Annotated in this window: 30 protein-coding genes and 1 tRNA gene; 4 read left to right on the forward strand and 27 right to left on the reverse strand. The window is 62.3% G+C overall.

The features are described from left to right. Positions 1-25: 25 nt before the first annotated feature. From O3306_RS04525 to O3306_RS04585, 13 genes are all read right to left on the reverse strand, one after another. Positions 26-970 (reverse strand): extensin-like domain-containing protein, encoded by a 945-nt coding sequence (locus O3306_RS04525; protein ID WP_272003927.1) that lies wholly within the window; start codon positions 968-970, stop codon positions 26-28. Continuing rightward, the gene (locus O3306_RS04530; protein WP_272003929.1) at positions 967-1,884 is read right to left on the reverse strand and encodes a prephenate/arogenate dehydrogenase family protein; all 918 of its coding nucleotides are present in this window, start codon (positions 1,882-1,884) and stop codon (positions 967-969) included. Before O3306_RS04530 ends, O3306_RS04525 begins: the two co-directional genes overlap by 4 nt. Beyond that, positions 1,881-2,966 carry a histidinol-phosphate transaminase gene (gene hisC, locus O3306_RS04535; RefSeq protein WP_272003931.1) on the reverse strand — a complete coding sequence of 362 codons (1,086 nt, stop codon included), beginning with the start codon at positions 2,964-2,966 and terminating at the stop codon, positions 1,881-1,883. Before hisC ends, O3306_RS04530 begins: the two co-directional genes overlap by 4 nt. A 166-nt stretch (positions 2,967-3,132) precedes the next feature. Beyond that, positions 3,133-3,753 carry a 30S ribosomal protein S4 gene (gene rpsD, locus O3306_RS04540; RefSeq protein ID WP_272003933.1) on the reverse strand — a complete coding sequence of 207 codons (621 nt, stop codon included), beginning with the start codon at positions 3,751-3,753 and terminating at the stop codon, positions 3,133-3,135. Between the two features lie 367 nt (positions 3,754-4,120). Next, positions 4,121-5,185, reverse strand: a complete 1,065-nt coding sequence (locus tag O3306_RS04545) for a Hint domain-containing protein (RefSeq protein ID WP_272003935.1) — start codon at positions 5,183-5,185, stop codon at positions 4,121-4,123. A 133-nt stretch (positions 5,186-5,318) separates the two neighbouring features. Beyond that, a complete protein-coding gene (locus tag O3306_RS04550; RefSeq protein WP_272003936.1) occupies positions 5,319-5,903 on the reverse strand; it encodes a GNAT family N-acetyltransferase in 585 nt (194 codons plus the stop codon). Next, complete coding sequence (locus O3306_RS04555; protein WP_272003938.1) at positions 5,900-6,292, reverse strand: ketosteroid isomerase-related protein; 393 nt, start codon at positions 6,290-6,292, stop codon at positions 5,900-5,902. Before O3306_RS04555 ends, O3306_RS04550 begins: the two co-directional genes overlap by 4 nt. Next, positions 6,289-6,753 carry an arsenate-mycothiol transferase ArsC gene (locus tag O3306_RS04560; protein ID WP_272003940.1) on the reverse strand — a complete coding sequence of 155 codons (465 nt, stop codon included), beginning with the start codon at positions 6,751-6,753 and terminating at the stop codon, positions 6,289-6,291. The genes O3306_RS04555 and O3306_RS04560 overlap by 4 nt, the downstream gene beginning before the upstream one ends. Positions 6,754-6,757: 4 nt before the next feature. Continuing rightward, entirely contained in the window at positions 6,758-7,237 is a 480-nt protein-coding gene (locus tag O3306_RS04565; protein WP_272003942.1) for a UPF0262 family protein, read from the reverse strand. Between the two features lie 241 nt (positions 7,238-7,478). Then, the gene (gene hisD, locus O3306_RS04570) at positions 7,479-8,780 is read right to left on the reverse strand and encodes a histidinol dehydrogenase (RefSeq protein ID WP_272003944.1); all 1,302 of its coding nucleotides are present in this window, start codon (positions 8,778-8,780) and stop codon (positions 7,479-7,481) included. A gap of 19 nt (positions 8,781-8,799) precedes the next feature. Further along, on the reverse strand, positions 8,800-9,273 hold the full coding sequence (locus O3306_RS04575; protein WP_272003946.1) for a DUF2948 family protein: 474 nt from the start codon (positions 9,271-9,273) through the stop codon (positions 8,800-8,802). Further along, a complete protein-coding gene (gene murA / locus O3306_RS04580; RefSeq protein ID WP_272003948.1) occupies positions 9,270-10,541 on the reverse strand; it encodes a UDP-N-acetylglucosamine 1-carboxyvinyltransferase in 1,272 nt (423 codons plus the stop codon). The genes O3306_RS04575 and murA overlap by 4 nt, the downstream gene beginning before the upstream one ends. 5 nt (positions 10,542-10,546) lie before the next feature. Continuing rightward, positions 10,547-10,714, reverse strand: a complete 168-nt coding sequence (locus O3306_RS04585; RefSeq protein ID WP_272003950.1) for a hypothetical protein — start codon at positions 10,712-10,714, stop codon at positions 10,547-10,549. Between the two features lie 86 nt (positions 10,715-10,800). On the opposite strand from O3306_RS04585, the gene O3306_RS04590 reads away from it, so the two are divergent. Next, positions 10,801-10,875: transfer RNA gene (locus O3306_RS04590), tRNA-Thr, on the forward strand. 132 nt (positions 10,876-11,007) lie between these two features. Here the strand turns inward: O3306_RS04590 and O3306_RS04595 are convergent. Beyond that, on the reverse strand, positions 11,008-12,231 hold the full coding sequence (locus O3306_RS04595; protein WP_272004172.1) for a GNAT family N-acetyltransferase: 1,224 nt from the start codon (positions 12,229-12,231) through the stop codon (positions 11,008-11,010). 5 nt (positions 12,232-12,236) lie between these two features. Then, positions 12,237-13,265: a hypothetical protein gene (locus tag O3306_RS04600; protein ID WP_272003952.1), complete on the reverse strand. Its 1,029-nt coding sequence runs from the start codon at positions 13,263-13,265 to the stop codon at positions 12,237-12,239. A 403-nt stretch (positions 13,266-13,668) separates the two neighbouring features. Between O3306_RS04600 and O3306_RS04605 the strand changes: the two genes are divergently transcribed. Then, positions 13,669-15,363, forward strand: coding sequence for a hypothetical protein (locus O3306_RS04605; RefSeq protein WP_272003954.1), 1,695 nt, complete (start codon positions 13,669-13,671; stop codon positions 15,361-15,363). A 103-nt stretch (positions 15,364-15,466) separates the two neighbouring features. Here the strand turns inward: O3306_RS04605 and O3306_RS04610 are convergent, their stop codons facing one another. From O3306_RS04610 to O3306_RS04660, 11 genes are all read right to left on the reverse strand, one after another. Further along, on the reverse strand, positions 15,467-16,180 hold the full coding sequence (locus tag O3306_RS04610) for a ZIP family metal transporter (protein ID WP_272003956.1): 714 nt from the start codon (positions 16,178-16,180) through the stop codon (positions 15,467-15,469). Positions 16,181-16,187: 7 nt separating this feature from the next. Continuing rightward, positions 16,188-16,967 carry a succinate dehydrogenase iron-sulfur subunit gene (locus O3306_RS04615; protein ID WP_272003958.1) on the reverse strand — a complete coding sequence of 260 codons (780 nt, stop codon included), beginning with the start codon at positions 16,965-16,967 and terminating at the stop codon, positions 16,188-16,190. A 15-nt stretch (positions 16,968-16,982) separates the two neighbouring features. Further along, on the reverse strand, positions 16,983-17,333 hold the full coding sequence (locus O3306_RS04620; RefSeq protein WP_272003960.1) for a succinate dehydrogenase: 351 nt from the start codon (positions 17,331-17,333) through the stop codon (positions 16,983-16,985). Between the two features lie 52 nt (positions 17,334-17,385). Further along, complete coding sequence (gene sdhA, locus O3306_RS04625; protein ID WP_272003962.1) at positions 17,386-19,191, reverse strand: succinate dehydrogenase flavoprotein subunit; 1,806 nt, start codon at positions 19,189-19,191, stop codon at positions 17,386-17,388. A gap of 12 nt (positions 19,192-19,203) precedes the next feature. After that, entirely contained in the window at positions 19,204-19,575 is a 372-nt protein-coding gene (gene sdhD / locus O3306_RS04630; RefSeq protein WP_272003966.1) for a succinate dehydrogenase, hydrophobic membrane anchor protein, read from the reverse strand. A 12-nt stretch (positions 19,576-19,587) separates the two neighbouring features. Then, entirely contained in the window at positions 19,588-19,971 is a 384-nt protein-coding gene (sdhC, locus tag O3306_RS04635; RefSeq protein ID WP_272003969.1) for a succinate dehydrogenase, cytochrome b556 subunit, read from the reverse strand. A gap of 359 nt (positions 19,972-20,330) precedes the next feature. After that, complete coding sequence (locus tag O3306_RS04640; protein ID WP_272003972.1) at positions 20,331-21,362, reverse strand: MaoC family dehydratase; 1,032 nt, start codon at positions 21,360-21,362, stop codon at positions 20,331-20,333. A 2-nt stretch (positions 21,363-21,364) separates the two neighbouring features. Further along, the gene (locus O3306_RS04645; protein WP_272003974.1) at positions 21,365-21,568 is read right to left on the reverse strand and encodes a DUF1737 domain-containing protein; all 204 of its coding nucleotides are present in this window, start codon (positions 21,566-21,568) and stop codon (positions 21,365-21,367) included. A 7-nt stretch (positions 21,569-21,575) separates the two neighbouring features. After that, positions 21,576-22,121 carry an NnrU family protein gene (locus O3306_RS04650; RefSeq protein WP_272004175.1) on the reverse strand — a complete coding sequence of 182 codons (546 nt, stop codon included), beginning with the start codon at positions 22,119-22,121 and terminating at the stop codon, positions 21,576-21,578. 5 nt (positions 22,122-22,126) lie between these two features. Beyond that, complete coding sequence (locus O3306_RS04655) at positions 22,127-22,987, reverse strand: HpcH/HpaI aldolase/citrate lyase family protein (protein WP_272003976.1); 861 nt, start codon at positions 22,985-22,987, stop codon at positions 22,127-22,129. A 169-nt stretch (positions 22,988-23,156) separates the two neighbouring features. Next, positions 23,157-23,939, reverse strand: coding sequence for a sulfite exporter TauE/SafE family protein (locus O3306_RS04660; RefSeq protein ID WP_272003980.1), 783 nt, complete (start codon positions 23,937-23,939; stop codon positions 23,157-23,159). A 130-nt stretch (positions 23,940-24,069) separates the two neighbouring features. On the opposite strand from O3306_RS04660, the gene O3306_RS04665 reads away from it, so the two are divergent. Next, positions 24,070-24,933: a PRC-barrel domain-containing protein gene (locus O3306_RS04665; RefSeq protein WP_272003982.1), complete on the forward strand. Its 864-nt coding sequence runs from the start codon at positions 24,070-24,072 to the stop codon at positions 24,931-24,933. A gap of 143 nt (positions 24,934-25,076) precedes the next feature. Further along, positions 25,077-26,039, forward strand: coding sequence for a malate dehydrogenase (gene mdh / locus O3306_RS04670; protein ID WP_272003986.1), 963 nt, complete (start codon positions 25,077-25,079; stop codon positions 26,037-26,039). Between the two features lie 338 nt (positions 26,040-26,377). Here mdh and O3306_RS04675 read toward each other — a convergent pair whose 3' ends face one another. Next, positions 26,378-26,875, reverse strand: coding sequence for a VPLPA-CTERM sorting domain-containing protein (locus tag O3306_RS04675; RefSeq protein ID WP_272003989.1), 498 nt, complete (start codon positions 26,873-26,875; stop codon positions 26,378-26,380). Positions 26,876-26,954: the final 79 nt, after the last annotated feature.

The raw sequence follows: 26,954 nt of genomic DNA on the forward strand, positions 1-26,954 counted from the left end.
CGTCAGCGCTATCGCGCGTTACACCTTACCGGCAGTAGGATCCGCTACGATACCGCGCCGTGTCAAAATGGAAGTGATCCTTGTGATAGTGGTTCGCTTCCGGCCCTAGAACCGTCCCGAACGGTCCGCAAGCGGTCTTGTGCATCCGGCGCAGGGACTGGCCCTTGCCACCCTTGTTCCAATCCTTCAGCACGCTGATCTTTGATCCGTCGCGCAACGTGAATCCGGCAATATCAATCGCCCGCCCGCGCCCATGTTCCGAGATTTTCGCACCGCGCTGATTGTTGCGTGTCCGGCAGGCGTAATGCGCCACAACACGGATGCGCGACACCCCGCCGCCACGATTTCCAATGGCGGGTTTCATCCCATCGTTGATCCATGATTTCAGCGCCTTGGCGGTCACGCAATCCATCACCGCATTCTGGCTCAGCGCCACGCCGCTGACTTCGCGCACCTTTACCGCCTTGATCACGCCGCAGCCGTTCAGCTTGCCCGGCACGGCACCGATCTCGACGCCCTGAATCGCCACGTCGCCGCAGACCGCGCCGCGCGCCAGTTCCCGCTCGCGCGCGACCGCCTTCTTGCTCACGGCGCGTGGGCGCAGCAACGGACGCAATGACCGAAAGAGCCCTTTTCGCTCGGTGCCCGCCTCGGGCCGCAGTGCGGCCAGCGACTCTTGCCGTGGCGGCTTCGGGGCTGTCTGGTGCCCCCGCGCGTCACGGCTGGCCAAGGTCGATGCCGCAGGGCGCGACTTTGGCCGCTGGACTGCGGTCTCGGGTCGTGTCTCCGGACGGGTTTCGGGTTGGGTGACTTTGGGCATGGCCTGCTCTGCCGAGGGCGCGGCCGCGATCTGGGCCGAGCCGGGCCGCGCCACGGGGCGCAAAGAGCTTTCCGGCGCCTTGGCCATTGCCAGCCCGGCCATGAATGTCAGCCCGATGATAGCGCCCGTGATGGCAGTGCGGACCCTCATACCCTTTTTCCCCGCCCGAAATCGGGCGCGTCGGTATCCTGTCCCGCCTCGATGATCCCGCGCCGGATCGCCCTTGTGCGGGTGAAATAGGCGTGCAGGTGATCGCCATCACCGATGCGGATCGCCCGTTGCAGCGCAAACAGTTCTTCAGTGAACCGGCCGAGAATTTCCAGCGTCGCGTCCTTGTTGTTCAAAAACACGTCGCGCCACATCGTTGGATCGCTGGCAGCAATCCGGGTGAAATCGCGAAATCCCGCGGCGGAGTATTTGATCACTTCGCTATCGGTCACGCGGCCCAGATCGTCGGCCACGCCGACCATCGTGTAGGCGATGAGGTGCGGCGCGTGGCTGGTGACGGCCAGAACCAGATCGTGATGGTCGGCTTCCATCCGGTCGGTCAGCGATCCCATCCCCTGCCAGAGCGCTTCGAGCCGCGCGATGGCCGCCTCGTCAGACCCTTCGGCGGGAACGATGAGACACCAGCGCCCTTCAAACAGCTCGGCAAACCCCGAACGTGGCCCCGAATGCTCTGTTCCTGCCAGCGGATGCGCGGGCACGAAATGCACGCCTTCGGGAATATGCGGCGCGACAGCACTGATCACGGCGCGCTTGACTGATCCGACATCGCTGACCGTGGCCCCCGGTTTCAACGCCGGGCCAATCTCGGCCGCGACCTGCCCCATCGCCCCCACGGGCACGCAGAGCACCACCAGATCGGCACCCTCCACAGCCTCAGCCGCGCTCTCGGCGACCCGGTCGCACAAACCGATCTCGCGCGCCACCTGCCGTGTCTCGGCAGAGCGTGCATGGCCGACCACCTCGCCCGCCAGGCCCGCGCGCTTCATCGCCAGCGCCATGGACCCCGCGATCAACCCCAGCCCGATCAGCGCCACTCGCTCGTAAAGCACGGTCATCGGGCAACTTTCATGAACTGGCCGACCGCGTGCGCGATCCGGCGGCAACTGGCCTCGTCGCCCACGGTGATGCGCAGACAGTTGGGCAGGTTATAGCCCGCCACCCGGCGCACGATCAGCCCTTCCGATTTCAGATGCTGGTCGCAAGCCTCGGCCTCGGCCTGGTTGGCAAAGCGTGCAAGGATGAAATTCGCCGTAGAGGTATCCGACGGCACCCCATGCTCGGCCAGCGCCTCGGCCAGCCAGGCGCGCAGCTTTGTATTGTCGGCCCGGCATTTTTCGGCCCAGGCGGTGTCGCGAATGGCGGCCTCGGCAGCGGCCAGCGCCGCCTGGCTGAGGTTGAAAGGCCCCCGCAAACGGTTCAGCACGTCGATCACGTGGCTCGGGCCATAGCCCCAGCCGATCCGCAGCCCGCCCAGCCCGTAAAGCTTGGAAAAGGTACGGGTCATGACCACGTTCTCGCGCGCCTCGATCAGCGCCGCACCACCATCATAGCCCTCGACATATTCCGCATAGGCCCCGTCGATCACCAGCAGCACCTGCTCGGGCAGGCCCGCCGCCAGCCGCGCCAATTCTGCCGCGCCGACCATGGTGCCCGTGGGATTGTTCGGGTTGGCGACAAACACCAGCCGCGTGCGCTCGGTGCAGGCCGCCAGGATCGCGTCCACATCCGTGACCCGCTCGCGCTCGGCAACCTCGACCGGCGTGGCGCCGTTGGCCATGGTGCTGATCCGGTACATGGCGAAGCCGTGTTCGGTGTGGATCACCTCGTCGCCCGGCCCGGCATAGGCCTGACACAGAAAGGCGATGATCTCGTCACTGCCCGCGCCGCAGATGATCCGCGCGGGATCGAGGCCGTGAATCTCGCCAATGGCAGCGCGCAACGCGGCATGGTCCGATGACGGGTAGCGGTGCAGATCATAGGCCGACTTGCGAAACGCCTCCTTGGCGGCGTCGCTCGGCCCGAACGGGTTCTCGTTCGAGCTGAGTTTCACGACATTCTGGATACCCTCGATATGGGCAGCCCCACCCTCGTAGAGCGCGATATCCAGAATCCCCGGCTGCGGCGTGATCTTTGTCATTCGGCATTCTCCCTGCCAGAGCTTCTAAAGCCTTTCACGCCAAACCTGAATTACAGATTTTCGTAAAAAGCCGCGTCGAGCCCGGGCGTCTCACTCAAAGCAAAAGGGCCATGGCGGTTTCCCGCCACGGCCCTGAATAACATTCCCGGCAGAAAAAGCGGTTGGCTTAGTTCTGCGCGTAGAATTCGATGACGAGGTTCGGTTCCATCATCACCGCGTAGGGCACATCGCCCAAGCCGGGCGTGCGGACGAACGTGGCTGTCATCTTGGAATGATCGACGTCGATGTAATCGGGCACATCGCGCTCGGCCAGTGCAACGGCCTCCAGTACGACTGCCAGTTGCTTGGACCGGTCACGAACCTCGATCACGTCGCCTTCCTTCACACGGTAGGAGGGGATGTTGACGCGGCGGCCATTCACCTTGACGTGGCCGTGGTTCACGAACTGGCGCGCGGCAAAGATGGTCGCGACGAATTTCGCACGGTAGACAACGGCATCAAGACGGCGCTCGAGCAGGCCGATCAGGTTTTCACCGGTGTCGCCGCTCACACGGGCGGCTTCGGTGTAGATGCGCTTGAACTGCTTTTCGGTCAGGTCGCCATAGTAGCCCTTGAGCTTCTGCTTGGCGCGCAGCTGAATGCCGAAATCGGAAATCTTGGCCTTACGGCGCTGACCGTGCTGGCCGGGGCCGTATTCGCGGCGATTGACGGGCGATTTGGGGCGACCCCAGATGTTTTCGCCCATGCGACGGTCTAGTTTGTACTTGGCAGACGTGCGTTTAGTCACGGCTGATCTCCTTCGAATGTGGCCGCTTCTCCGCCCCTCTGGGCATCCTCGCGACAGTGAAGGGCGTTGTCCTCTGGATCGTTCCCGACAGGCTTCCCCTTGCGGGGGCCACCAACACCAATGAAGCCGCGCTTATACGCGCGCGGTGGGTGGAGTCAACAACTCCTGCACAAAAGAGGTTCTTTTGCCGTCCCTGCCCGCCCAAGGCCCGCCTGCCAGCACTTTGCAAGCAGGATTTCCGCCGGAAGGCACGCATTGGCGCCTGTATCTTTCGGCCCCAAACATCCTTCAGGGAGTTGCCCCCCAAGGCCTGCGTGGCCCGAACGCAAATGATGAAATTGCGCGCCCGCAAGGGCGCACATTCAGGTCACGCAGCCTCGTGCGCCAGGATCGCCGCCTCGGGTCCGCTAAGGCTGCGCCGGGCGAAGCTGCCATAGGTATGGGGCTCGAACTCCAGCGCCGGGAACCGCGCCAGCAGGCGCAAGCGGTCCGCCTGATCCAGCGTCGAGAGCGCGGCACTCGCGGGGTGGAAGCTTTCGGTTTCAACGCCATTGGCCCAGAGGATCTGATGGCGCGGCAACAGAAGGTGAATATAGGTGACTTCGCGGACCGACAGATCGACACTGATCGTGTCGTTGTTGATCAGATCCTTGGCAGAAACCAGCACCTCTGGCGTGTTGAAGAGCGCACGCGCCACATCACCGCGCACCAGCATCTTGTGCTCGGGCGACACCAGCAGCTCCTCATCCGGTCTTTCGACACCCAATGCGCCACACCGAATGCGGATTGGCCGCAGGCCCGGCAGCGCAAAGAGCCGTGCGCCGGTCATCCGACGGCTGCCGACCCACTGGATCTCCTCGGCGCCGCAATCCTTGGTCTGGACCCGGTCGCCCTCGCGCAATTCTTCCACCAGTCGCGGCCCGTCCGGCGTTTCGATCCGTGTGCCGGGAGTAAAGCAGATCACACCGCCGGCGGCCGCATCGGTGGTGATCGCCTGCGGCCCCTCCAGCGTGTGATGCACGACCCACATATCGGCGTCTCTGGGGGGGAATTCGTCAATGAACATCAGCAAGGGCGGTGCGCCGCCGCCCACTTCGATCACCGTGATTGTATAGCTTTGCGCACCATCCGTGACCACAAAGCTGCGATCCATCAGCGGCTCGTCCACATCGACTTGCGTAAGGTCCCTTGTGTTGTTCAGTGCCGCCCCTACCAGCCGCCTGACCATCCGTGCCGCGCGCTTGCGGCTGATCTTGTCTCCGTCTGCCTGTTCCAGTCGCAACAACTCCGGCGGACCATCCACGCGCACAGCATCACCGCGCCAAGACCAGGTGGCCCCAACCGAGATCGACTGCACCGCTTCGGTTTTGAAACCGTCCACTTCCGTCTGCGACCAGGAGATGACAAACGTGCCCCGAAAGCCCGTTTTCATACCTGTACTGCCTGCCTTTTTTTATCTTTATGTCGGGAAACATATCAAAATCGAATCACCCTGGGAAGTCACTTCGAATCCCCTGTGTTCAAAAGTCCACACGCCTCCCGCAGACCGCCTGACAGCCGCCCTGTCAGAGCGCGCGCATCCAGAATTGCAGCGCATGATCGGTCTCTTCGGGCTGGTCGATATCCTTCCAGCGAAACTGCGCCACCGCACCGGGCACCTTGGCATAGCCGCGCCCAGTCCAGAACCGATTGAGCGGCGTATATCCCTCGGGACACAACGGATGCCCCGCCGGGCGCGTCACCGCGCAAAAGGCCGAATGGCGGCGGCCCAGCGCGCGGGCGTGGGCCTCTCGCGCGTCAAAGAACGCATGCCCGATCCCCTGCCCGCGATAGTCCGGCAAGAGCACGCTTTCGGCGCAGTAGAAAATATCGCTCAACGGAATATCCAGCCCGGCAAAGGCCTGCGCGAAATCATCCGCGTGCTCTTCCATAGGAGCGCCGGTCGACGCCCCCACCAGGCGCGCGCCATCAAACGCACCGATCAGGATCGCGTTCGGGCTGTCGCGGTAGGTCTGAAGATAGCGCTGCTCGTAGGCCACATCGCCGTCATAGAGATACGGGTAGCTGCGAAAGACCGTGATACGCAGTTGCGCCAGATCGTCCAGCACCGCCTCCAGTGCCGGACCGCGCAGCGCCCGCGTTTCGATCACGCGACCTGTGCCGACCAATCGGCCAGATTGTAATAGGTCACGACGCGGGTGATCTTGCCATCCGCCAGCGTAAAGAACGACCCGGCGGGCAGACAATAGGTCTGACCGCGCGCCTCTGGCAGGCCCTCGTCGGTTTGCAGATAGGTGCCGTTCACGGTGAATTCGGCCGCAGCCCGCGTCCCGTCCATCGCCTCGAAGATCACGATGTCGGTCAGGTTTTCACGGTAGCACCGGTTCATATGTGCGCAGAACGCGGCAAAGGCCTCCTTGCCGTGGCGGATGGCGCCCTCGTTGACATGATGTGCCACGTCCTCGGCCAGACAGTCCAGCATGCCGGCGGTATCCCCGGCGTTGAAGGCCTCAAAATAGCGTTTCACGGTGTCGGTCATTCCTGTCCTCCTTTGGCGGGACCCCAGCGGTCGATCATATGGGCGCGGATCTGGTCGCGGCTCTGTCGGTAGGCGCTCAGCTTGGCTTCGCGCGTCTCTCCCAGGCCGGTAGGGTCCAGAATCGGCCAGTAGACAACTTCAAGGTGGAAAACGCGGGTCAGTTCCAGCGCCCGGCGCTGACTGGCCGGGCTCAACGCCACTACCACGTCAAAAGAACTGAGATCATCGCCCCATTGCTCCATCTCGTCAAAGCTGCGGACCCGGTGGCGCGACAGCTCGATTCCGATTTCCTCGCACACGGCAATGGAAAATCCGTCTATTTCCTGCTCACTATGCACGCCTGCGGACTGCACATAGGTGTCAGTGCCGTAGAGTTGCTTCATCAACCCCTCGGCCATAGGCGAGCGGACTGCGTTATAGTCGCAGCAGAACAGCACCGATTGAGGAAGCTCTGCCGTCATGCCACTAGCTGCCGAAATGCAGCACACAGATCAGGGTGAACAGGCGCCGGGCGGTGTCGTTGTCGATCATCGCCTTGCCGTCCAGACGTTCCTCCAGAATGCGCGCGCCTTCGTTGTGGATGCCGCGACGGGCCATGTCGATGGTCTCGATCTGGCTGGGCGGCAGGTTCTTGACCGCGTCGAAATAGCTCTCGCAGATGGTCCAGTAATCCTTGACCACCTGCCGAAACGGGCTGAGCGACAGGTGGAACTCGGCAGCCGGGCTTTCATCTTCGGTCGCAACCGAGAAAATCAGCCGTTTTTCGCGAATCGACAGACCCACGCGGTAGGGACCATCGGGCACATGCCGGTCATCCCGCTTGGGCAGGTCAAAGATATTCTCTTCCATCAGATCGAACATCGCCACCTTGCGCTCTTGCTCGATCTCGGGCGTGGGCGGCGGCAGGTTCGCGTCATCAAGCGCGATATGGCTGATACGGCTCATGGCCTTATGGACCTTTCTTGCATTCAAAACGGGCACGGCGATGGTCAACCGCCGCACGCGGGACATCAGTCGAGAGTTTGCGCGGCCAAGTCAACGGCCAAGATGGCGCAGGGGGCCCTGTGCGGCCCGTCTGTCGCAATAGCGCGCCAGTCTCAGGCGCGATGCGGCAAGGTCACGGTGCTTGGACGGGTCACATCACGGCTCCGCCAAAGAGGCTCTCACTGACCGGAAATCCCCGGCCCTACCCATTCAGCTTGTTCAGCCGCGCCCGCACACTCAGCCCATGCGCCTCCAGGCTCTCTGAAATCGCCAAGGCTTCGGCGGCAGGGCCGATGGCGCGCAGGGCCGCCGGGCTCATCTGCGCCAGCGTCGTGCGTTTAAGGAAATCCAGCACGCCGAGGCCGGAAGAAAACCGCGCCGAGCGCGCCGTGGGCAGCACGTGGTTCGGCCCGCCCACATAGTCGCCAATCGCCTCGGGCGTCCACTGCCCGAGGAAGATCGCGCCGGCATGGGTGATCCGCCCGCTCAGCGCTTCGGGTTCGGCAACGCAGAGCTCCAGATGCTCGGGCGCAACGCGATCGGACAGTTCCGCCGCCACGCCCAGATCGGGCACCGTGATCACAGCGCCGAAATCGCGCCAGCTCGCCGCGGCGATGGCACGCCGTTCCAACGTCTCCAGCCGCGCCTCGATGGCCTGCGCCACCGCACGGCCAAAGCCCGCGTCATCGGTGATCAGGATCGCCTGCGCGCTTTCGTCATGTTCCGCCTGGCTCAACATATCCAGCGCAATCCAGTCGGGATCGTTCTCGGCGTCAGCGATCACCAGTATCTCGGACGGACCCGCGATCATGTCGATGCCGACCTTGCCGAAAACCCGCCGCTTGGCTGCCGCGACATAGGCGTTGCCCGGCCCGGTGATCTTGTCCACCGGTGCAATTGCCTCGGTCCCGTAAGCCAGCGCCGCCACCGCCTGTGCACCACCGATGCGGTAAATCTCGTCGACGCCCGCGATCTGTGCCGCGGCCAGCACGGCGGGGTTCAGCGCGCCGTCCGGCGTGGGCACCACCATGGCCAGCCGTGGCACACCCGCAACCTTGGCCGGGACCGCGTTCATCAGCACCGATGACGGATAGGTGGCCAGCCCGCCCGGCACGTAAAGCCCCGCCGCGCTGACCGGCGACCAGCGCCAGCCCAGCGTCGCGCCGGCGTCATCGGTCCAGCTGGCATTCTCGGGCATCTGCCGCGCATGGTAGGCGCGGATGCGGGACGCGGCCAGTTCCAGCGCCGCGCGCACATCGGCGGGCACCTGATCGGCCGCCTGCGCCACCTCTTCGGCGTTCAGACGGATCGTATCGCGCGTCAGCGTCACGCGGTCGAACTTCTCGGTCAGCTCAATCAGGGCCGCATCGCCACGGGTCCGCACATCCGCGATGATCCCGGCCACCGCCGCATCCACATCCGGGCTGTCTTCACGCTTGGCCGCGAGCAGCGCCGAAAACTCAGACTCGAAATCCGGCGCGGAAAAATCTAGAAATTTGGGCATTGGCAGTCCTTGAAACGGGTCACACCGGGTGACTTGGGGCCTTTTTCGACGGCGCACGGTAGGGCCGCGTCACATCCTTCAGCGTTACTTCCAGCGCCTCGATCTCCAGCCGGATCGCGCCATCGCCCGCCAGGGTCAGCAGAACATGCCCCGCCCCCTCTTCACCCGGCTCGAACGTGACCGACAAGAGCGACAGGATCGTATCCTTGTCACTCCGGTCGATCCCCTGGCTGGAGACGCCCAGCACGTTGTCCACGACCAGCAGCGAACGCACCCGTTCGGCACCGTGCCGCGCCTGCCCGTCATCCTCCCAGCGGAACCGGTTGATCAACAACGCAAAGCGCCGCATGCCCGGACGCCACGACATTTCGGTAATCGGGAAAACCGCGTCCTGGGACAGGCTCGACAGGATCTGCAAATCCTCCGGGTCGAACGCGCCCAGATTCAGCGGCGCCTCGCGCCCGTCCTCGAAAGCGGCATCGCGTTCGGTCATTGGCTTTTCACCCGTTCGATCTTGGCCCCGACATTGCGCAGCTTTTCCTCGACCCGCTCATAGCCGCGATCCAGATGGTAGACGCGGTTGACGACGGTTTCACCTTCCGCCGCAAGTCCAGCCAGGATCAGCGAGACACTGGCCCGCAGATCGGTCGCCATCACAGGCGCGCCCTTCAGCCGTTCAACTCCCCTGACCGTAGCATGGCCGCCATGCACGTCGATATCCGCACCCATACGCTCCAGTTCCGGGGCGTGCATGAACCGGTTTTCGAAAATCTTTTCCTCCAGCACCGAGGTGCCTTCGGCAGTGCACATCAACGCCATGAACTGCGCCTGCAGATCGGTCGGAAAGCCGGGAAACGGCGCAGTTGTTACATCGACCGCACGAATGCGGCCATTCTTGCGCGCCACTTTCAGCCCCGTGGGCGTTTCCTCGATACTGATACCCGCCGCGTCCAGCTTCTCGCAGAAGGCTCCCACCAACTCGATCCGCCCGCCAAGGCATTCCACCTCGCCGCCGCAGATCGCAGGCGCCAGCATGTAGGTGCCCAGCTCGATTCGGTCGCTCACCACCGGATGCGTCGCACCGTGCAGCCGGTCCACGCCCTGAATCTCGATGCGCGACGTACCGTCGCCGTCGATCTGCGCGCCCATCTTGCGCAGGCAGGTAGCCAGATCGACGATCTCGGGCTCGCGCGCAGCGTTGTTGATGACGGTCGTGCCCTTCGCCAGCGTCGCGGCCATCATGATATTCTCGGTGGCACCGACACTGGCAAAGGGAAAATCAATTACCGCGCCTTTCAGATGCCCACCATCGGCTTTGGCGTGCAGGTAGCCATCACGCAATTCGATCTCGGCCCCCATCTGCTGCAATCCGCTGGTGTGGATATCCATCGGCCGCGCGCCGATGGCACAGCCGCCCGGCAGCGACACTTCTGCATGGCCTTCGCGCGCCAGCAACGGCCCCAGCACAAGGTTCGAGGCGCGCATCTTGCGCACGATGTCATATTCGGCGCGGCTGTTGATCGCGCCATGGCATGACATTGCCAGAACCTTGCCATCCTGCAGCGACGTGACCTCGGCCCCGAGCGATTGCAGCAACTGTGTCATGGTCCGGATATCCGACAAGCCCGGCGCGTTGGTCAGCGTCAGCGGTTCGTCGCTCAGCAGCGTCGCCGGCATAAGCGTGAGACAGGCGTTCTTGGCCCCCGCGATCGGGATTGTCCCGCTCAGAGGGCCATTGCCCGTCACCAAAATCGAATCCATCTACGCTACCCTTTATCCTGCTCGGTTTGGCCTGCCTCGGTATCTTTCCCGCCTTCGCGCGCCCGGCTCTGGGCCTTGCGCCGTGCCAGATTGGCCTTCAGCGCACGGCTCAGCCTGTCTGCGCGCGCATTGCCTGTCTGGCCGGGCTTTTTCGGGTCGTCCTTGCGGGTCATGGGGCGTCTTTACATGAGGTGCACGCACGGGTCCAGATTAGGCTTGCACCGAGTCCGAGAAGCGTCTAATCCACCCGCCACAACGTGCTGCTGTAGCTCAGAGGTAGAGCACTCCCTTGGTAAGGGAGAGGTCGAGAGTTCGATTCTCTCCAGCAGCACCATTTTCAAAATACATTCCGCGCAAAAATAAGCCTCTGGAACCATCAGGTTCCGAGTTGGGTTCGTTGAATCGTTGACGCTTGTTTCTTAGGGATGATCGACTGGCAGCCCCCCGCGCGAGCGATCCGCCGTCTTCAGGAAAACAGTCTGGCGATCTGGGCGCAGCCACGCGCGGCCTGATCGGTCTTGCCCTCGCTGATGAAATCTTCGAGTCGGCGCATCGCGGCCCCAACGCAGATCGAATCCAGCACCAGATCCGGGTTCATATCCTTGCGGCGGACCTCGAAATACAGAACTTCGTGATCCTGCGCGCCGTAATTGTATTTATAGGGCTCGTTGCCGTGGCAGAAATCGTAACAGACAAAGCCCTGCCCGATCGCCCATTCGATGCTGTAGAAATGCAGCGCCGCACCTATAAACGCCTCTGTCGCGGCGGAATCCCGGCCAGCCACGATGAAATGCATCAGCCCGTTCTTCCGGTCCAGCACGTGGCCCAGCGCCCCCAGCGGCGTGTCGCCTTTGCGCAGAACCGGCATGAAGAGCGACCCGGTTCGCTGTGCCGCTGTCAGGACATCACGGTAGTTTCCGGCAACACGCTCGGCCTGCCGCTCGCCTTTATCGGCGCCCCATTTCTGTCTCCAGAATGTCAGCAACGCCTCCAGGTCAGCCTCAAGCGTCGTATCGTCAGCGCAACTGATGGTGTATTCGCCCGTATCCAGGCTTCTGCGTTTGAAACGGTTGAATTGCTGGCGCTTGTTGCTGCTGATCTGGTTTTTCAGGTAGCTGTCGAAATCTTCCGGCAGATCGACCTGCGGACATAACAGATTGTTGGTCTGCTTGTTGTTGATCATGTATTCCCTGAACCGCACCGAGAATCCCCTGTCGGCCAGCGCGTCGGTAAATATCTTGCAGCGACGATGCTGGGCGACATAGCGCATCGAGAGTTTGGTCCACGGCATCTGCGCCAGCTTGCCCGCCGCAGCGGTCAGCGCCTCCGCCTCATGGGTCGGATCGCACAGAAACCCGGTATATTCACTCCAGAGCAAACGGCCACCTGCCTCCATCTCGGTCTGGAATTCCTTGCGGCTGGTGCTCCAGTGCACCCGGTATTTCAGCGGCAGGATGCACACGACCCTGCCCGCCCCGGCGCCTTCGCGCACAACCAACACACTCCAGCGAAACAGCTTGTCGTGAAAAACCTCGTTCATCCAATCCCAGGTCATAAACACCGTGGATTCCGGATCACGACTTTCAAGGTCTCGCCAGGCATCGCGCAGCGCGGCGAACTCTGCATGCGTGTCGATCAATGCGACCTGCAAGGCACTGCCCCGTACTGATATGGATTTGTCATGCTTCATGAGGGTCACGCGCTCGCCGGTTCCAAGCTATCCTTCAGAATGTTCAGAAAAACGAGTTCGGCATCTTCGAAATCACGGGCGACGGGGCGCGTGGCAACGTTGCGTTCCGCAAAATAGCTTCCAACCCGGCAGAGCTGCGCCGCAAACTCGGGGTGGGCGCCAACATCGTCGTATTTGCGCACACGCGTTTTCGACAGCCAGCCACGTTTGCTGGTCTCATGCACGATCAGCTTGAACCGCTGGACGCAATGGAAGGTCAGGTAGAGCGCCATGTAATCGAGGTAATCATCCAACGCATGACCCGTCTCCGGGTCAAAGCCGTCGGCAACAATCGCCTCCATCACATCGGGCTGCAGCGGCCATGCCTCGTCACCGATCAACCAGGCAAAATCCTCGGCACCGTGGCGGGCGCCGGAATATTCACAATCGAACCAGCGCAGCCTGTCATCGGCGCCGATGGCGGCGTTCCCTGACCGACAGTCCCACTTGACGAACTGCTGCCCCGGATAGGCGATCATCTCGCACAAGGCAGGTTTGTTCAGGCTTGCAGAACGGCCTTGCGAATAGTCCGCAAGCTCGCTCACCGAGGCGACAAAGTTTTCCAGCCAGAGCTGGTTCTGCCCCAGATGCGGCAATGCCTCGTGCAGTTTGGCCTGCCGGCCCGCGGACTGAATGCGAAAGATCGAGGCAACCGCCTCGGCCGCCAGATCGACGCGTTTGGATTTGCTGACCTTGGATATCTCAAGGTTAAGGCGCTTGCCCCCGACATCCGACTGAAACAGGATCTCACCATCCACCCCCAGACACTCGGGCAGGTCAGTGCAATTCGGCCGCAATTCTTGCAGCGTGAACGCTTCAATATGTGTGCGGCGGAAATTGGGGCGCAGCGTAGCGATCACTGAGCGATCGGCAAAGACGAGCCGGTAACTCGACCGGCTTTCCCCGCCCGGAGCATCAACATCCAGAACAGGCACGCCAAAGAACTTCTCGGCGCTCTCGACCACCCGCAATTTGCGTTTCGTTCCGCCGCTCATGCTCACCTCGAATGACCCGGCCGGGCCTCTGTCCCGTTGCAGAACCGAATTTGGTGCCGCTGACTCCGGGTTTCAGCATCAGGGCTAAAGGCGAAAATCGGCAATTTTGAGGTCAGAGTAAGGAATCAGCGCCCCGACTGATTCGCCGGGTTTTCGGCACAATTGGGAAAATGATTGATCCGCGGCGGACATAAAAAAATTTGTATCAGCCGATACTGTTTCCGATTGAGAGACAAAAAATCGTCAATTTGTTGAAAATTAAGAAAAACTTTGGCAAAACTGTGGCCGCTCCGTATTTTCGACTGATCAATTTTAACGTGGATCTCTGCGACCTTCGCTGGCCTCAGGACTGCTGAAAACGCGTTTGCGCGCATGAATTTCCTTTGGAAGGGGAGACGGACGGATGAGACATTTCAGAGGCTTTGGCACCAAGGGCTCAGGCCACGCATCGGCAAGCTCGACAGATGCCTACCATAATGGCGGCGTCGAAGGCCGGACCTTTTCCAAATGGTATGACGAACATATGTCCGGCAGATTTGGCGGGCATCATGGCGCAGGCGGGCACCATGGTTCTGGCTGGCACAATGGCTCGGGCGGCACCAAGGGCTCCGGTGGGACCAAAGGCTCCGGAGGTACCAAGGGGACAGAGACCTGCGATGATCATGACAGTGCCGGCAACTCGGTCAGAGAGAGCTTTGAATGGGATCTGGCGCCGGACCCGAATGATCCGGATCCAATCGACAACTATGATGATCTGACCGGTGGGTTCACCCAGAACACCGGCAGTGTCGATGTCAAATTCTCGGTTCTTTCCAGCTCGGACAATACCGTCAGCGAATTCTACACGATGGAGCAGAACACTGCCGGTATCGTGGATGATGGCAATGCGGTCGATCCCAACAGCTCGATGTCCTCCTACCTTACGGCCCAGGGCGCCAACGCGTCTTACGAGCTTAGCTTCTCGGAAGAAGTGACAAACGTTTCGTTTCGGGTCAACGACGTCGATGCCGACTCAGTCGCCCGCATTCAGGCGTTCGATGCCGACGGCAACCAGATCGAAGTCAACCTGACGGCCGGTGAATCGGTCGACCTGCTCGACACCGACGCGGTTCCAGGTGCGGATACCGCGAACAGCACCGGCGCTGATGTCCCCTCGAATACCGAGGCCGCTTCGGTGCTGGTCGACATCCCCGGCCCTGTCTCCAGGATCGTGATCGACCACAGCCAGGACGGCGGCGCCGGTTCTGGGATCGACCTCACCGACGTCTATTTTGACGCCTGCGACGACCACAGCGACGGCAGCGGCGGCACCAAGGGTTCCGGTGGCACCAAAGGCTCCGGCGGCACCAAGGGCACTGGTGGCACCAAGGGCTCCGGTGGGACCAAGGGCACTGGTGGCACCAAGGGCTCCGGTGGCACCAAAGGCTCCGGTGGGACCAAGGGCACTGGTGGCACCAAGGGCTCCGGTGGGACCAAGGGCACCGGTGGGACCAAAGGCTCCGGTGGGACCAAGGGCACTGGTGGGACCAAAGGCTCCGGTGGGACCAAAGGCTCCGGTGGGACCAAGGGCACCGGTGGGACCAAAGGCTCCGGTGGGACCAAGGGCTCCGGTGGGACCAAAGGCACTGGCGGCACCAAGGGCACTGGTGGCACCAAAGGCTCCGGTGGGACCAAGGGCACTGGCGGGACCAAAGGCACTGGCGGCACCAAGGGCTCCGGTGGCACCAAGGGCTCCGGTGGCACCAAAGGCACTGGCGGCACCAAAGGCACCGGTGGCACCAAAGGCACTGGCGGGACCAGAGGCACTGGCGGCACCAAGGGCTCCGGTGGCACCAAAGGCACTGGCGGCACCAAGGGCTCTGGTGGCACCAAAGGCACTGGCGGCACCAAGGGCACTGGCGGCTCGCATGGCTCGGACCATTCGTCGTCAAACTGGTCCGGCTTGCCCAAGTTCCTGCCATTTGCCGAGGACGGTGACGGCGTGTCGACAGAAGATGTGATGTCTCTGATGACAGTCAATGCCTCCGGGAGCCGGTACGGCAATGCTTCAGGCGGTGACGATTGGGAAGATGATCCGCTGCACGGGTTCCTGCTCTGACGCGCAGGCAGCCCTCATCCAATCACAAGAAAACAACGGCCGGGCACCATATGGTGTCCGGCCGTGGCCCGTATAGCGATCACAAAACGTCAAATCCCGCCGCTTACATCACCATCAGATGCCCGGCGAGGCCCAGTGAGAACCCCGCGACAGCGCCCAGCGGCGGTGCCCACGCACGTTCCAGCGGGACACCCGGCGCGATGTCTTCGAACAGCAGGTAGAGGATACCCCCCGCCGCAAACAACATGATCGCCCCCAGCACCTGCGGCAGGTCGCTCAGCACCGACAGGCCGAACCACGCCGCCAGCGGCCCCAATCCGACGATAAGAACAAACAGGATCAGGATACGTAGCGTCCGGTTGCCGCCATCCTGCATTTCACGAAACGCGTTGAATCCTTCGGGCAGGTTCTGCAACGCAATCAGCCCGGCCATCAGCAGCGCCACACCGGGATCGCCCGCGATCAGCGCGCCCAGCGCCATCGCCTCGGGCACGAAATCCAGCAGCATCGCCATCAGCTGCGCGCCGCTGCCGCCCCGGTTCTGGATCGCCCGATCGACGGCGCAGAAAACCGCGCCCCCCGCCACGAACCAGAACAGCACCGGCAGTGGCGCAAGGCGCGCCGCCCCTTCGGGCACCAGAACCAGCGCAATCGCCGAGAAAAGCGCGCCGCCCCCAAAGGCAATCACCGTATGGCGAAACTCTGCCTCCAGCCAGCGCGGCAGGCACTTGTCCTGCGTCGCCAGAGCGGCACCCAGCGGAATCGTCCCCCCGGCCATCGCCGCCAGCAGCAGCGCCTGGGTCAAGGTTTCGGGCATGGTGCGGTCAGACCGTGCGCTCGACCATCATCTTCTTGATCTCGGAGATCGCCTTGGCCGGGTTCAGACCCTTCGGGCATGTCTTGGTGCAGTTCATGATCGTGTGGCACCGATAGAGCTTGAACGGATCTTCCAGATCATCCAACCGCTCACCCGTCGCCTCGTCCCGGCTGTCGATGATCCAGCGATAGGCATGCAGCAACGCGGCGGGGCCGAGATACTTGTCGCCATTCCACCAGTAGCTGGGGCAGGCTGTCGAACAGCTGGCGCACATCACGCACTCATAAAGGCCGTCCAGCTTGGCGCGGTCCTCGATGGACTGCCTCCATTCCTTCGCCGGTCGGTTGGTCTTGGTTTCCAGCCACGGCATGATGCTGGCATGCTGGGCGTAGAAATGCGTGAGGTCGGGTATAAGGTCGCGCACCACGGGCATATGCGGCAGCGGATAGATTTTCACATCGCCCTTGATCTCGTCCATGCCATAGATGCAGGCCAGCGTGTTGATCCCGTCGATATTCATCGCGCAGGAGCCGCAGATGCCCTCGCGGCAGGACCGGCGGAAACTCAGCGTCGGGTCGATCTCGTTCTTGATCTTGATCAGCGCGTCCAGAACCATCGGGCCGCAAGTGTCCATATCGACAAAATACGTGTCCACCCGCGGGGTCGCCCCGTCATCCGGCGTCCAGCGATAGATGCTGAACTTGCGCACGTTCTTGGCGCCAGTCGGCTTGGGCCAGGTCTTGCCGGTGGTGATCCGGCTGTTCTTGGGAAGGGTGAATTGAACCATGTGAGTCGCCTCCGTTCAGCCGCCCAACAGCGTGATGCTGTTTTGGGCGATACATTGCACGGCTTCGGGGCGTTGCGCGATTTCAATCACCTCCTGTGCCGTCGATTGGGTCACGCCGGTGCCCGCGGCACTGGCAATGGATATGATCTCTCCGGCGCTGGCCGCGTCGATGATGCAGTCCGATACCGGCGCCGGGTTCACACCGGGAAACCGCTCTGCAACAACGCTGTTCACGACCGTTTTGGCCCGGTCGCGCGCCAGTGCATCGGCCACGTCCCGTGCCGCACCGCAGGCCGACAGCCCGGCGATCAGCGCGCCGCCGATCAACACGCGGCGATATGTGGCGGCGACGCTCACCCGAGCCATCTTCGCGCGGCGCGATCTGCTGCCGCGACTTTTTCGGCGTTGACCAGTTGCATCAGAATGTCCGTGCCTTCGGCGCGATCTTCTTGAGACTGATGCCGCCCTCTTTCTCGTCGGTCAGCGGCGCCTCGATGATCGGACGATAGCTGAGCGCCACCTTGTTGCCCTCCACCCGCGCAATCGTGTGCACGCGCCACTTTTCGTCATCGCGCTTGGTGAAATCCTCATGCGCATGCGCGCCGCGGCTCTCTGTCCGCGCTTCGGCGCCATGAATCGTGGCCAGCGCATTCGGCATCAGGTTGGTCAGTTCCAGCGTCTCCATCAGATCGGTGTTCCAGACCAGCGAACGGTCCGTGACCTTCAGATCATCCAGCTTGGCCGCGATCGACGTCATCTTTTCGACGCCTTCCTTCAGCGTCTTGGATGTACGGAAAACCGCCGCATCTGCCTGCATGGTCTTTTGCATCTCCAGCCGCAGCTCGGCTGTCGGCGTGCCGCCATTGGCGTTGCGGATGCTGTCGAACCGGTCGAACGCCTTGTCGACCTGGCTGGTATTGGTGTCCGGTACGGCGCTGTCCGCGTCCACCACCTTGCCCGCGCGGATCGCCGCAGCCCGGCCAAACACCACGAGGTCGATCAGCGAGTTCGACCCAAGGCGGTTGGCGCCATGCACCGATGCACAGCCCGCTTCGCCCACGGCCATCAGGCCGGGAACCACCGCATGCGGGTCCTTTTTCGTCGGGTTCAGCACCTCGCCCCAGTAATTGGTCGGCACACCGCCCATGTTGTAATGCACCGTCGGCAGAACCGGGATCGGCTCCTTGGTCACGTCGACGCCTGCAAAAATCCGCGCACTCTCCGAGATCCCCGGCAGGCGCAGTTGCAGCGCCTCGGGCGGCAGGTGGCTCAGGTTCAGGTGGATATGATCACCCTCTTCACCCACGCCGCGTCCCTCGCGGATTTCCATCGTCATCGAGCGGCTGACATAATCGCGCGGTGCGAGGTCCTTGTATTGCGGCGCATAGCGCTCCATGAACCGTTCGCCTTCGGAGTTGGTCAGATACCCGCCCTCGCCGCGTGCGCCCTCGGTGATCAGACAACCCGAACCATAGATGCCCGTCGGGTGGAACTGCACGAACTCCATGTCCTGAAGCGGCAGACCGGCCCGCGCCACCATGCCGCCGCCATCACCGGTGCAGGTATGTGCGGACGTGGCGCTGAAATAGGCCCGGCCATAACCGCCAGTAGCCAGAACGACCATCTTGGCGTTGAACACATGCATCGTGCCATCGTCGAGCTTCCAGCAGACGACCCCGGTGCAGACGCCATCATCAGACATAATCAGGTCAATGGCGAAATATTCGATATAGAACTCGGCGTTGTTCTTCAGGCTCTGCCCATAAAGCGTGTGCAGAATCGCGTGGCCAGTCCGGTCAGCCGCCGCACAGGTCCGCTGCACCGGCGGGCCGTCGCCAAATTCGGTGGTGTGGCCGCCAAAGGGACGCTGATAGATCTTGCCCTCCTCGGTGCGGCTGAACGGCACGCCGTAATGCTCCAGCTCATAGACCGCCTTGGGGGCCTCGCGCGTCAGATACTCCATCGCGTCGGTATCGCCCAACCAGTCGCCGCCCTTGACCGTGTCATACATATGCCACTGCCAGTTGTCGGGTCCCATATTCGACAGTGAAGCCGCAATGCCCCCCTGCGCCGCGACGGTATGCGACCGGGTCGGGAACACCTTGGTCACGCAAGCGGTGCGCAGCCCCTGTTCGGCCATCCCCAGCGTGGCGCGCAAACCCGCGCCGCCCGCGCCAACCACAACCACATCGTAATCATGCGTCTCGTATTCGTAAGCAGCCATCAGGTCAGATCCTCAAATCGCAATTTTGGCAAGGGCGAACAGGCCAGTGGCCGTCAGCCCGTAAGACAGCACCGTCACGCTGATAATCAGCACTTTGCGCATGGCACCGCGCGAATAATCCTCCAGCATGGTCTGCGCGCCCTTGCGGAAATGTTCCAGCCCGACAAACAGGACCAGCCCGGTCAGAATCGCCACGGCGGGATGCGCAAAGGTTGCAAGCACCTCTTCGCGGCTGCCGCCAAGCGCGCTGCCAAAGATATAGAGGAAGATCGGCACGATCAGCGCCAGCCCCACGCCGCTGACGGTCATGTACCAGTGATGCTCGGTGCCGGTATGGGCCGCACCCTTGCCTTCGGCGCGCTTACGGGCGGTCAGGTAACGCATGGCTTACCTCCCTCAGATGATAATGATTGTAAGGATCGTCAGAACGACCGACCCGATGACACAGATCCAGCCCAGCTTCTCGGCCGACTTGATATCCATGCAGCGACCGGCATCCCAGATCAGGTGCCGCAGCCCCGCCAGATAGTGATACCAGATCGCCCAGAGCGACAGCGTCAGTACCAGATCACCAAACCACGAGGTGACAAACGCGTTCGCGGTCTCGAAATATTCGGGCCCCGTAGCGGCGGCCAGCAACCACCACACGATCATCAAGGTCGCCACGATCAGCGCGTTGCCCGTGATCCGCGTGAGGATCGACGAGATCGACGTCATCTGCGGGCGGTAGATCGTCAGGTGGGGCGATAGCGGGCGGTCGCCCCTGTTCACATCGGCCATTTTACAGGTCCCTTCCTTGGCAAATGGTCGCCCTCGGTCGGGCGATGCCATGACTGGCTGTTCGTTTGCGATTAGTTTTAGCGCGCCTGTCACCGGTGCACAGCCCCAAATGCCATATCTCGCGCCTTCCAGCAAGGAATGCCCGTCTCTGGACGGTTTCGTGATCACGAAAAAAATGGGCGTGATCACAAAGTACGACCTTCCTCTCGCTTTCGTGATCACGAATCACCGACTCAGCCCGCGCTTACCTTGCATCGTTCCTCATCCCACGCCCTGTTGCATCCGGCAGGGCCCGGATTTCCGCAACCGGCCAATCGCGATCTCCGTTGCCGCTTGTCCGGCACCGGACGGTTGCGCGATCAGACAGGAACCAAGGCCCAGTAATCAAGATCAAGCAGCACATCCGGCAGGTAGCGGCCATCCTCGCCCTTCAGCGCAAATGGCGCGCCGCCCTTGGTTGCCACCAGCCGCAGACGCAACGCACCGACTCCCGGCGCATCGGTCTCGGCGCGGTCCAGCACCTCGGTCCATGCCCGGACGGTATCGCCCGCATAGCATGGGTTGGCATGTGCGCCGCCATTCAGCCCGACCACCATCTGCGCATTCGCCAGCCCGTTAAAGCTCAGGCTGCGCGCCAGAGAGATCACATGCCCGCCATAGATCAAGCGCCGCCCGTCCGGGCGCGCGGAGGTGTCGAAATGCACCTTGGCGGTGTTCTGCCACAGGCGGGTGGCCAACATATGCTCGGCCTCTTCGACCGTGACACCGTCCACATGGTCGATCGTCTCGCCCACCGCGTAATCGCCCCAGCGATGCGGCTCGCCCGCCAGTTCGAAATCGTAACGCGTGAAATCCAGCCCCTCGGGCACCACCAGTTGATCGGACCGCAGCGCGCCTGCAAGCTCCGGGATCACCGGGGCGGGCGCATCGCTGCCCGGATCACGCTTGCGCACCATCACCCAGCGCACATAGTCCAGCACCGTCTCGCCGCGCTGGTTCTGCCCCTTGGTGCGCACCCAGACAACGCCCGATTTGCCGTTCGAATTCTGCTTCAAACCGATCACTTCAGAGGTCGAATGGATAGTATCGCCGGGATAGACCGGCCGCAGCCACCGCCCCTCGGCATAGCCCAGATTTGCCAGCGCATTCAGCGAAACGTCCGGCACGGTCTTGCCGAACACCACATGGAACGCCGCGATATCATCCAGCGGTGCGGCAGGCAGACCACAGTCTCGGGCAAACTCGTCAGAAGAATAGAGCGCATGGCGCGCCGGGTAGAGCGCATGGTAAAGCGCCCGCTCGCCCCCCGAAACGGTGCGCGGCACCGCATGGCGGATGGTTTCGCCGACAGTGTAATCCTCAAAAAATCGGCCCGGATTGGTTTTCGCCATGCTCACTGTGCCCCCAGCTTGGTCTCGGGCGTATACTCGCCCGGCGCGTCCTTGGTCACGGCCTGCCCGCAGCGCATCACGCCATTTGCGTGATCCCATGCGTAGGTCGGGCTACCGTGTAGCGCCCAGCCCTTGTTTAGCGCTTCCGTGACCTTGTGACAAAAGGCCGATGTGTCCTCGGCGGTAAGCAGTCGATAAAGTTTCATGGCATCCTCATCCAAATGTCGGGTAACCCAGCGCATAATGCGCCGCTGCAATCGCCGCGTAGACGATCACGCTCGCGATGATCGCAGTGATTTCCTTGCGCCGGGGCGCAACGGGCGGTGGCGTCCAGTCCCGCTCGGACCGGTTGATCAGGATGACCTCGAGCACCGCCCAGGCCAGCATCCCGCCAAACAGCACGAAGGACGGCACATCGCCATTGACCAGCAGATGCGCCAGCGCCCAGAGCTTGACCGCGCCAAGCATCGGGTGCCGCATCCGCCGCGCCAGCGCGGTCTTCGCGCCAGATACCGCAAAGAGGTAGATCGACAGCAGCATCAGCAGGTTGTTGATCCCCACCATTGCCGGGCTGCGCCCCCAGTAGAACGCACCATCGGCCATCCGGTAGCCCAGTACCATCAGCACGAGCCCCGCGAGGATCGCCAGAGCAACCGGCCCGCGCCCCTTGACGCCCATGGCCGCGCGCCGCTCTGGAGCCAGCCGCTTGAAGAGATGCGCGCCAGCCCAGAGCGCCAGCCCGAGGATCAGTAATATCATGCCCATCATTGTGCTCCCATTTCCGAAACCGCCTGCGCGCGCGCCAGCAACCGCTTGGCCGCGACCACATGCAGGTTCTCGACGATCATGCCGTCAACCACCGCAACCCCCTGCCCCGATGCTTCGCTGGCCTCGAACGCCTCGATCTGCCGCCGCGCCAGGTCGATTTCCGAACTGGTCGGGGCAAATGCGGTATTGGCCACTTCGATCTGCGCGGGATGGATCAGCGTCTTGCCGTCAAACCCCAGGTCGCGACCCTGCTCGCATTCCGCGCGCAGCCCTTCGCCGTCGCGGAACCGGTTATAGACCCCGTCAATCGCCACGATACGCGCGGCACGCGCCGCCATGACGATCATCTGCAGCGCTGTCATCAGCGGCAAACGGTCGGCGCGGCTGCGGCTGCCCAGATCCTTGGTCAGATCATTGGTGCCGGTGACCAGCCCCGCCACCCGGCCATGGGCGGCGATGTCACGCGCATTGAACACGCTCACCGGGGTTTCCATCATCGTCCAGATCGGCATGTCTGCGGGCAGCAGATCGCCCAGATTGTCCACGTCCGAGCGCGTGTTGACCTTGGGAAGCAGGATCGCATCGGCACCCGCATCGCCCAGCACGCGCACATCCTCCAGCCCCCAGGCGGTGGTCAGCGCGTTGATCCGCACGATCTTGGCCCGCTTGCCAAAGCCGCCCTCTTTCAGCGCCGCCGCAAGGGTCTGGCGGGCAGCGGCCTTGGCATCGGGCGCCACCGCGTCTTCGAGGTCAAAGATGATGGCGTCCGTCGGCAGGCTGCGGGCCTTGTCAATCGCGCGCTCCTTCGAGCCGGGGATATAGAGTACCGATCGATACGGGTGGCTGGCAGCGTCCATGAATCTCTCCTGCATTAAGCGCGGGTAATAATCTTGCGCCAGCAATGCCATTTTTGATGGGAATTGTTCAAGCCCTTATGTGCCGCAGCGCAGCATCATCCACCCCCAACACGCGCCAGGCACTCAAAGCGAACCGCAAAGGAGAACGGCGCACCCGTTCAGATACCGCTCACGCCAGAGCGTCCCAGATCAGCTTGGTCCCCGTCGCGGTGAGCAGCAGATAGGTCAGCGCGAAAAACGCCCGTTCCGGTACGGCGCGGTGCGCGACAACCCCCAGCCACGCGCCCAGCACCGCAAATGGCGCAAGCACCACGTCGATCAGCAGGGTCTGCGCCGTGAAAATCCCCAGGAACCCATAGGGCACCGCCTTGGCGATGTTCACCATCCAGAACAGCAGCACGGTCGTCGCCTGATACTCGATCTTGCTCAGCCCCCGTGACAGCAGGTAGATCGCGGCAGGCGGGCCGCCCGCATGGCTGACGAAACTGGTGAACCCGGCCACCAGCCCGGCGATCACACCTCCCCACGCAGGCATACGGCGGCGCGCGGCGCGCATGCGCCCCCACATTTGCCATGCCACGAACGCCAGGCAGATCGCCCCGATCAGCAGCCGCAACGCATCGGCATCCGCCACCCGGTAAAGCGCCGCGCCCAAGCCGACGCCCGGCAGGCCGCCCGCCACCAGCAACTGGACATCAGGCCAGCTCCACTGCCGCCAATAGGGCCGTAATGTCGCCAGATCGATCAGCATCAGCAGCGGCAACATGATCCCCAGCGCCTGCCCCGGCGGCAACACCAGCGCCAGCACCGACGACCCGGCAAAGGCCGCGCCGGACCCGAAGCCGCCCTTCGAGACCCCCGCGAATATCGCCACCAGCGCTGCCAGCACCCACACCGTCAACGGCAGCCCCAACAGGGCATGGGTCTCCGGGGTGATGTACGCGTCAGTCATGCCAGCTCGGATCAGAAAATTTGCAAATTCAAACGAAACGTTTGGAACCGTCCACACAGTTCGACGTTGATGTACCACACGGCGGCACACGCCGTAACAATTCGCAAGTTAAACCACTAAGGAGATGAAAATGAAACGTTTTCTGACAACGACCGCGCTCGCCCTGACGCTTGGCACTTCAGCTCTGGCCGAGGCGCACGGCCCCATCGACTGGACCGCACAGATGGAACCCTCGATCGGCCAGTTCTATGGGTCTGACCTGATCGGCATGCGCGTCTATCGCGCCGACAACGACTATGAAACCGGCTCGTCCATCGAGGCCGACGCAGAGCAGGACTGGGACGATATTGGCGAGATCAATGATCTGGTCATCAGCCAGGACGGCGAAGTCAAAGCGGTCATTCTTGGCATCGGCGGCTTCCTCGGCATGGGTGAACGCGATGTGGCCATCAAGATGGATGCCATCCGCGTCCTGAACGAAGCAGGTGACTCCGGTGACCGCTTCCTGGTCGTGAACGCCACCGCCGAAGAACTGGGCACCGTACCTGCCTATGACCGTGAAGCGACGATGATGGGCACCCATGACAACATGGCATCCAATGCGGCCATGAAAACCGACGGGCACGAGAAGGCCGAAGCCGAAGACACGATGGCTACCCCCACCTTCAACCGCCCTCAGGTCGAACGTGACGGTTACGCCGAGGTCGAACTTGTCGATGCACGCAACTTCACTGTCGACGACCTGCAAGGCGCACGTGTCTACGGCACCGACGATGAGGACTTGGGCGAGATTTCCGAGCTTCTGGTCGAAGACGGCAAACTGACCCGCGCCGTGGTCGATGTCGGCGGCTTCCTCGGCATCGGGGAAAAGCCCGTGGCGGTGGATTTCGAGCAGCTGCAGATCCTGCAGCACGGCACCGATGGTTCGCTCCTGATCTACATGGACGCAACCAAGGAGAGCCTCGAAGCACAGCCTGACTACCAGGCCAGCTAAACCCTCATCTGCCGCACATCATGGCCGCCCCGCACCGGGGCGGCCATTCTCTTTGCCCGGCCTGCACACAGCATGGTGGCTTGCGCGCATCCCAGCGATTGGATAGCACGGGGCGCAAATTCACCCATCCGGAGAAGACTCTCATGGCCAGACCCAAGATTGCCCTTATCGGCGCAGGACAGATCGGCGGAACGCTCGCCCATCTCGCAGCCCTCAAGGAACTGGGCGACATCGTCCTGTTCGACATTGCCGAAGGCACGCCCGAAGGCAAAGCGCTCGACATTTCCGAATCCGGACCTTCCGAAGGTTTCGACGCCACGCTGAGCGGCACGCAATCCTATGCCGACATCGCCGGTGCGGATGTCTGCATCGTGACCGCCGGTGTCGCCCGCAAGCCGGGGATGAGCCGCGATGACCTGCTGGGCATCAACCTGAAGGTCATGAAATCCGTCGGCGAAGGCATCCGCGATAACGCGCCCAACGCTTTCGTTATCTGCATCACCAACCCGCTCGATGCGATGGTCTGGGCGCTGCGCGAATTTTCCGGCCTGCCGCATGAAAAGGTCTGCGGCATGGCAGGCGTTCTGGACTCCGCGCGTTTCCGCCACTTCCTCAGCCTGGAATTCGGCGTCTCGATGCGCGACGTCACCGCCTTCGTTCTGGGCGGGCACGGCGACACGATGGTGCCGCTCACACGCTATTCGACCGTCGCAGGCATCCCCCTGCCCGATCTGGTCGACATGGGCTGGACCACCCAGGACAAACTGGACGCCATCGTCCAGCGCACCCGTGACGGTGGCGCCGAGATCGTCGGCCTGCTGAAAACCGGCTCCGCCTTCTACGCGCCCGCCACTTCGGCGATCGAAATGGCCGAAGCCTACCTGAAAGATCAGAAACGCGTCCTGCCCTGCGCCGCCTATGTGGACGGCGCTTACGGGCTCAAGGGCTTCTATGTCGGCGTCCCCACCGTGATCGGTGGCGGCGGCATCGAGAAAGTCGTCGAGATCAAGATGAACAAGGACGAACAGGCGATGTTCGACAAGTCCGTCGACGCGGTCAAAGGTCTGGTCAAGGCCTGCAAGGACATCGACGGCTCGCTGGCCTGATCCAGCTATAAGGAATCGAAGAAGGCTTCGGACTTTCTCCGGGCCATTCCGTTCTGTAGAACACAGGCGGTGAGTTTACTCACCGCCTGTTTTTTGTTTCTGGGTGCCTAAATAGGATGTGAGTGTGTTTCGGCTCGCCTATGAAAGGCCAGCATTTGCGTCACCATGCTGAAGTCTAATGCCCGGTTCGAGCCCAGATCGGACCTGAATATAAGCCGCAAATTCACTCATAGCGAAAGCGTCTACTAAAACATGCATTCGCCCCATCGCGGCGGCTGCCAGTTCGCTGGTTTAGCGGTTTCAGCAAGCTGTTCGAAGGAAAGGGCACGCGATCTGCATCAAGCTTGCTGCTGACGTCGGCGGCGTGCCGACAGACCGCCAAAGGCAATTACCGCCATCCCGAGCAGAGGTAAGGAGGCAGGAAGCGGTACCGGTGCAGGAGTGGTAATCGTAATTGGCGAACTGCTAAATATCGGCGCTCCTGACGCATTTTCAACTGAGACGCCTATCGGGAAGGCAAAAGGATCATTCGGATCAAGTTCAAGATTCGGATCAATGTCTGTAACAGTAAACGTTGTCACTCCGGTTATCCCTTCGGCTCCAAAATCCAATACAGCGCCAGAACCTAAAGAAAAGCTAGATAAGGCTCCACCACTTGTGAGGGAAAGTGTGTAGCCGTCATCGTCCGGTACAGCAGCAAAGGAAGGTGCCGTGACAGTATCAAATTCAGCATTCGTCACCGAATAGGTGTAGCCGACCGTGATCGTTGCGGCCGATGCGACCGATCCAAAAGCGACCCAACCGAGGGCGGCGGCGCAAAGAAAGATTTTAATCATCAGACTCTCCATTATAATTTGAAAAACGCGGTTGTCGGAATTGGGCGCAATGTAGATATAAATACCGTATTATTGCCGA

The organism is Roseovarius sp. ZX-A-9 (assembly GCF_028369135.1).
GTDB lineage: Bacteria > Pseudomonadota > Alphaproteobacteria > Rhodobacterales > Rhodobacteraceae > Roseovarius.

What these genes read in the sequence shown, in the direction of transcription:
- O3306_RS04525 (WP_272003927.1), bottom strand. Translation starts at nt 970, where the DNA reads ATGAGGGTCCGCACTGCCATCACGGGCGCTATCATCGGGCTGACATTC.
- O3306_RS04530 (WP_272003929.1), bottom strand. Translation starts at nt 1,884, where the DNA reads ATGACCGTGCTTTACGAGCGAGTGGCGCTGATCGGGCTGGGGTTGATC.
- hisC (WP_272003931.1), bottom strand. Translation starts at nt 2,966, where the DNA reads ATGACAAAGATCACGCCGCAGCCGGGGATTCTGGATATCGCGCTCTAC.
- O3306_RS04545 (WP_272003935.1), bottom strand. Translation starts at nt 5,185, where the DNA reads ATGAAAACGGGCTTTCGGGGCACGTTTGTCATCTCCTGGTCGCAGACG.
- O3306_RS04555 (WP_272003938.1), bottom strand. Translation starts at nt 6,292, where the DNA reads ATGACCGACACCGTGAAACGCTATTTTGAGGCCTTCAACGCCGGGGAT.
- O3306_RS04560 (WP_272003940.1), bottom strand. Translation starts at nt 6,753, where the DNA reads ATGACGGCAGAGCTTCCTCAATCGGTGCTGTTCTGCTGCGACTATAAC.
- O3306_RS04565 (WP_272003942.1), bottom strand. Translation starts at nt 7,237, where the DNA reads ATGAGCCGTATCAGCCATATCGCGCTTGATGACGCGAACCTGCCGCCG.
- hisD (WP_272003944.1), bottom strand. Translation starts at nt 8,780, where the DNA reads ATGCCCAAATTTCTAGATTTTTCCGCGCCGGATTTCGAGTCTGAGTTT.
- O3306_RS04575 (WP_272003946.1), bottom strand. Translation starts at nt 9,273, where the DNA reads ATGACCGAACGCGATGCCGCTTTCGAGGACGGGCGCGAGGCGCCGCTG.
- murA (WP_272003948.1), bottom strand. Translation starts at nt 10,541, where the DNA reads ATGGATTCGATTTTGGTGACGGGCAATGGCCCTCTGAGCGGGACAATC.
- O3306_RS04585 (WP_272003950.1), bottom strand. Translation starts at nt 10,714, where the DNA reads ATGACCCGCAAGGACGACCCGAAAAAGCCCGGCCAGACAGGCAATGCG.
- O3306_RS04595 (WP_272004172.1), bottom strand. Translation starts at nt 12,231, where the DNA reads ATGAAGCATGACAAATCCATATCAGTACGGGGCAGTGCCTTGCAGGTC.
- O3306_RS04600 (WP_272003952.1), bottom strand. Translation starts at nt 13,265, where the DNA reads ATGAGCGGCGGAACGAAACGCAAATTGCGGGTGGTCGAGAGCGCCGAG.
- O3306_RS04605 (WP_272003954.1), top strand. Translation starts at nt 13,669, where the DNA reads ATGAGACATTTCAGAGGCTTTGGCACCAAGGGCTCAGGCCACGCATCG.
- O3306_RS04610 (WP_272003956.1), bottom strand. Translation starts at nt 16,180, where the DNA reads ATGCCCGAAACCTTGACCCAGGCGCTGCTGCTGGCGGCGATGGCCGGG.
- O3306_RS04615 (WP_272003958.1), bottom strand. Translation starts at nt 16,967, where the DNA reads ATGGTTCAATTCACCCTTCCCAAGAACAGCCGGATCACCACCGGCAAG.
- O3306_RS04620 (WP_272003960.1), bottom strand. Translation starts at nt 17,333, where the DNA reads ATGGCTCGGGTGAGCGTCGCCGCCACATATCGCCGCGTGTTGATCGGC.
- sdhA (WP_272003962.1), bottom strand. Translation starts at nt 19,191, where the DNA reads ATGGCTGCTTACGAATACGAGACGCATGATTACGATGTGGTTGTGGTT.
- sdhD (WP_272003966.1), bottom strand. Translation starts at nt 19,575, where the DNA reads ATGCGTTACCTGACCGCCCGTAAGCGCGCCGAAGGCAAGGGTGCGGCC.
- sdhC (WP_272003969.1), bottom strand. Translation starts at nt 19,971, where the DNA reads ATGGCCGATGTGAACAGGGGCGACCGCCCGCTATCGCCCCACCTGACG.
- O3306_RS04640 (WP_272003972.1), bottom strand. Translation starts at nt 21,362, where the DNA reads ATGGCGAAAACCAATCCGGGCCGATTTTTTGAGGATTACACTGTCGGC.
- O3306_RS04645 (WP_272003974.1), bottom strand. Translation starts at nt 21,568, where the DNA reads ATGAAACTTTATCGACTGCTTACCGCCGAGGACACATCGGCCTTTTGT.
- O3306_RS04650 (WP_272004175.1), bottom strand. Translation starts at nt 22,121, where the DNA reads ATGATATTACTGATCCTCGGGCTGGCGCTCTGGGCTGGCGCGCATCTC.
- O3306_RS04655 (WP_272003976.1), bottom strand. Translation starts at nt 22,987, where the DNA reads ATGGACGCTGCCAGCCACCCGTATCGATCGGTACTCTATATCCCCGGC.
- O3306_RS04660 (WP_272003980.1), bottom strand. Translation starts at nt 23,939, where the DNA reads ATGACTGACGCGTACATCACCCCGGAGACCCATGCCCTGTTGGGGCTG.
- O3306_RS04665 (WP_272003982.1), top strand. Translation starts at nt 24,070, where the DNA reads ATGAAACGTTTTCTGACAACGACCGCGCTCGCCCTGACGCTTGGCACT.
- mdh (WP_272003986.1), top strand. Translation starts at nt 25,077, where the DNA reads ATGGCCAGACCCAAGATTGCCCTTATCGGCGCAGGACAGATCGGCGGA.
- O3306_RS04675 (WP_272003989.1), bottom strand. Translation starts at nt 26,875, where the DNA reads ATGATTAAAATCTTTCTTTGCGCCGCCGCCCTCGGTTGGGTCGCTTTT.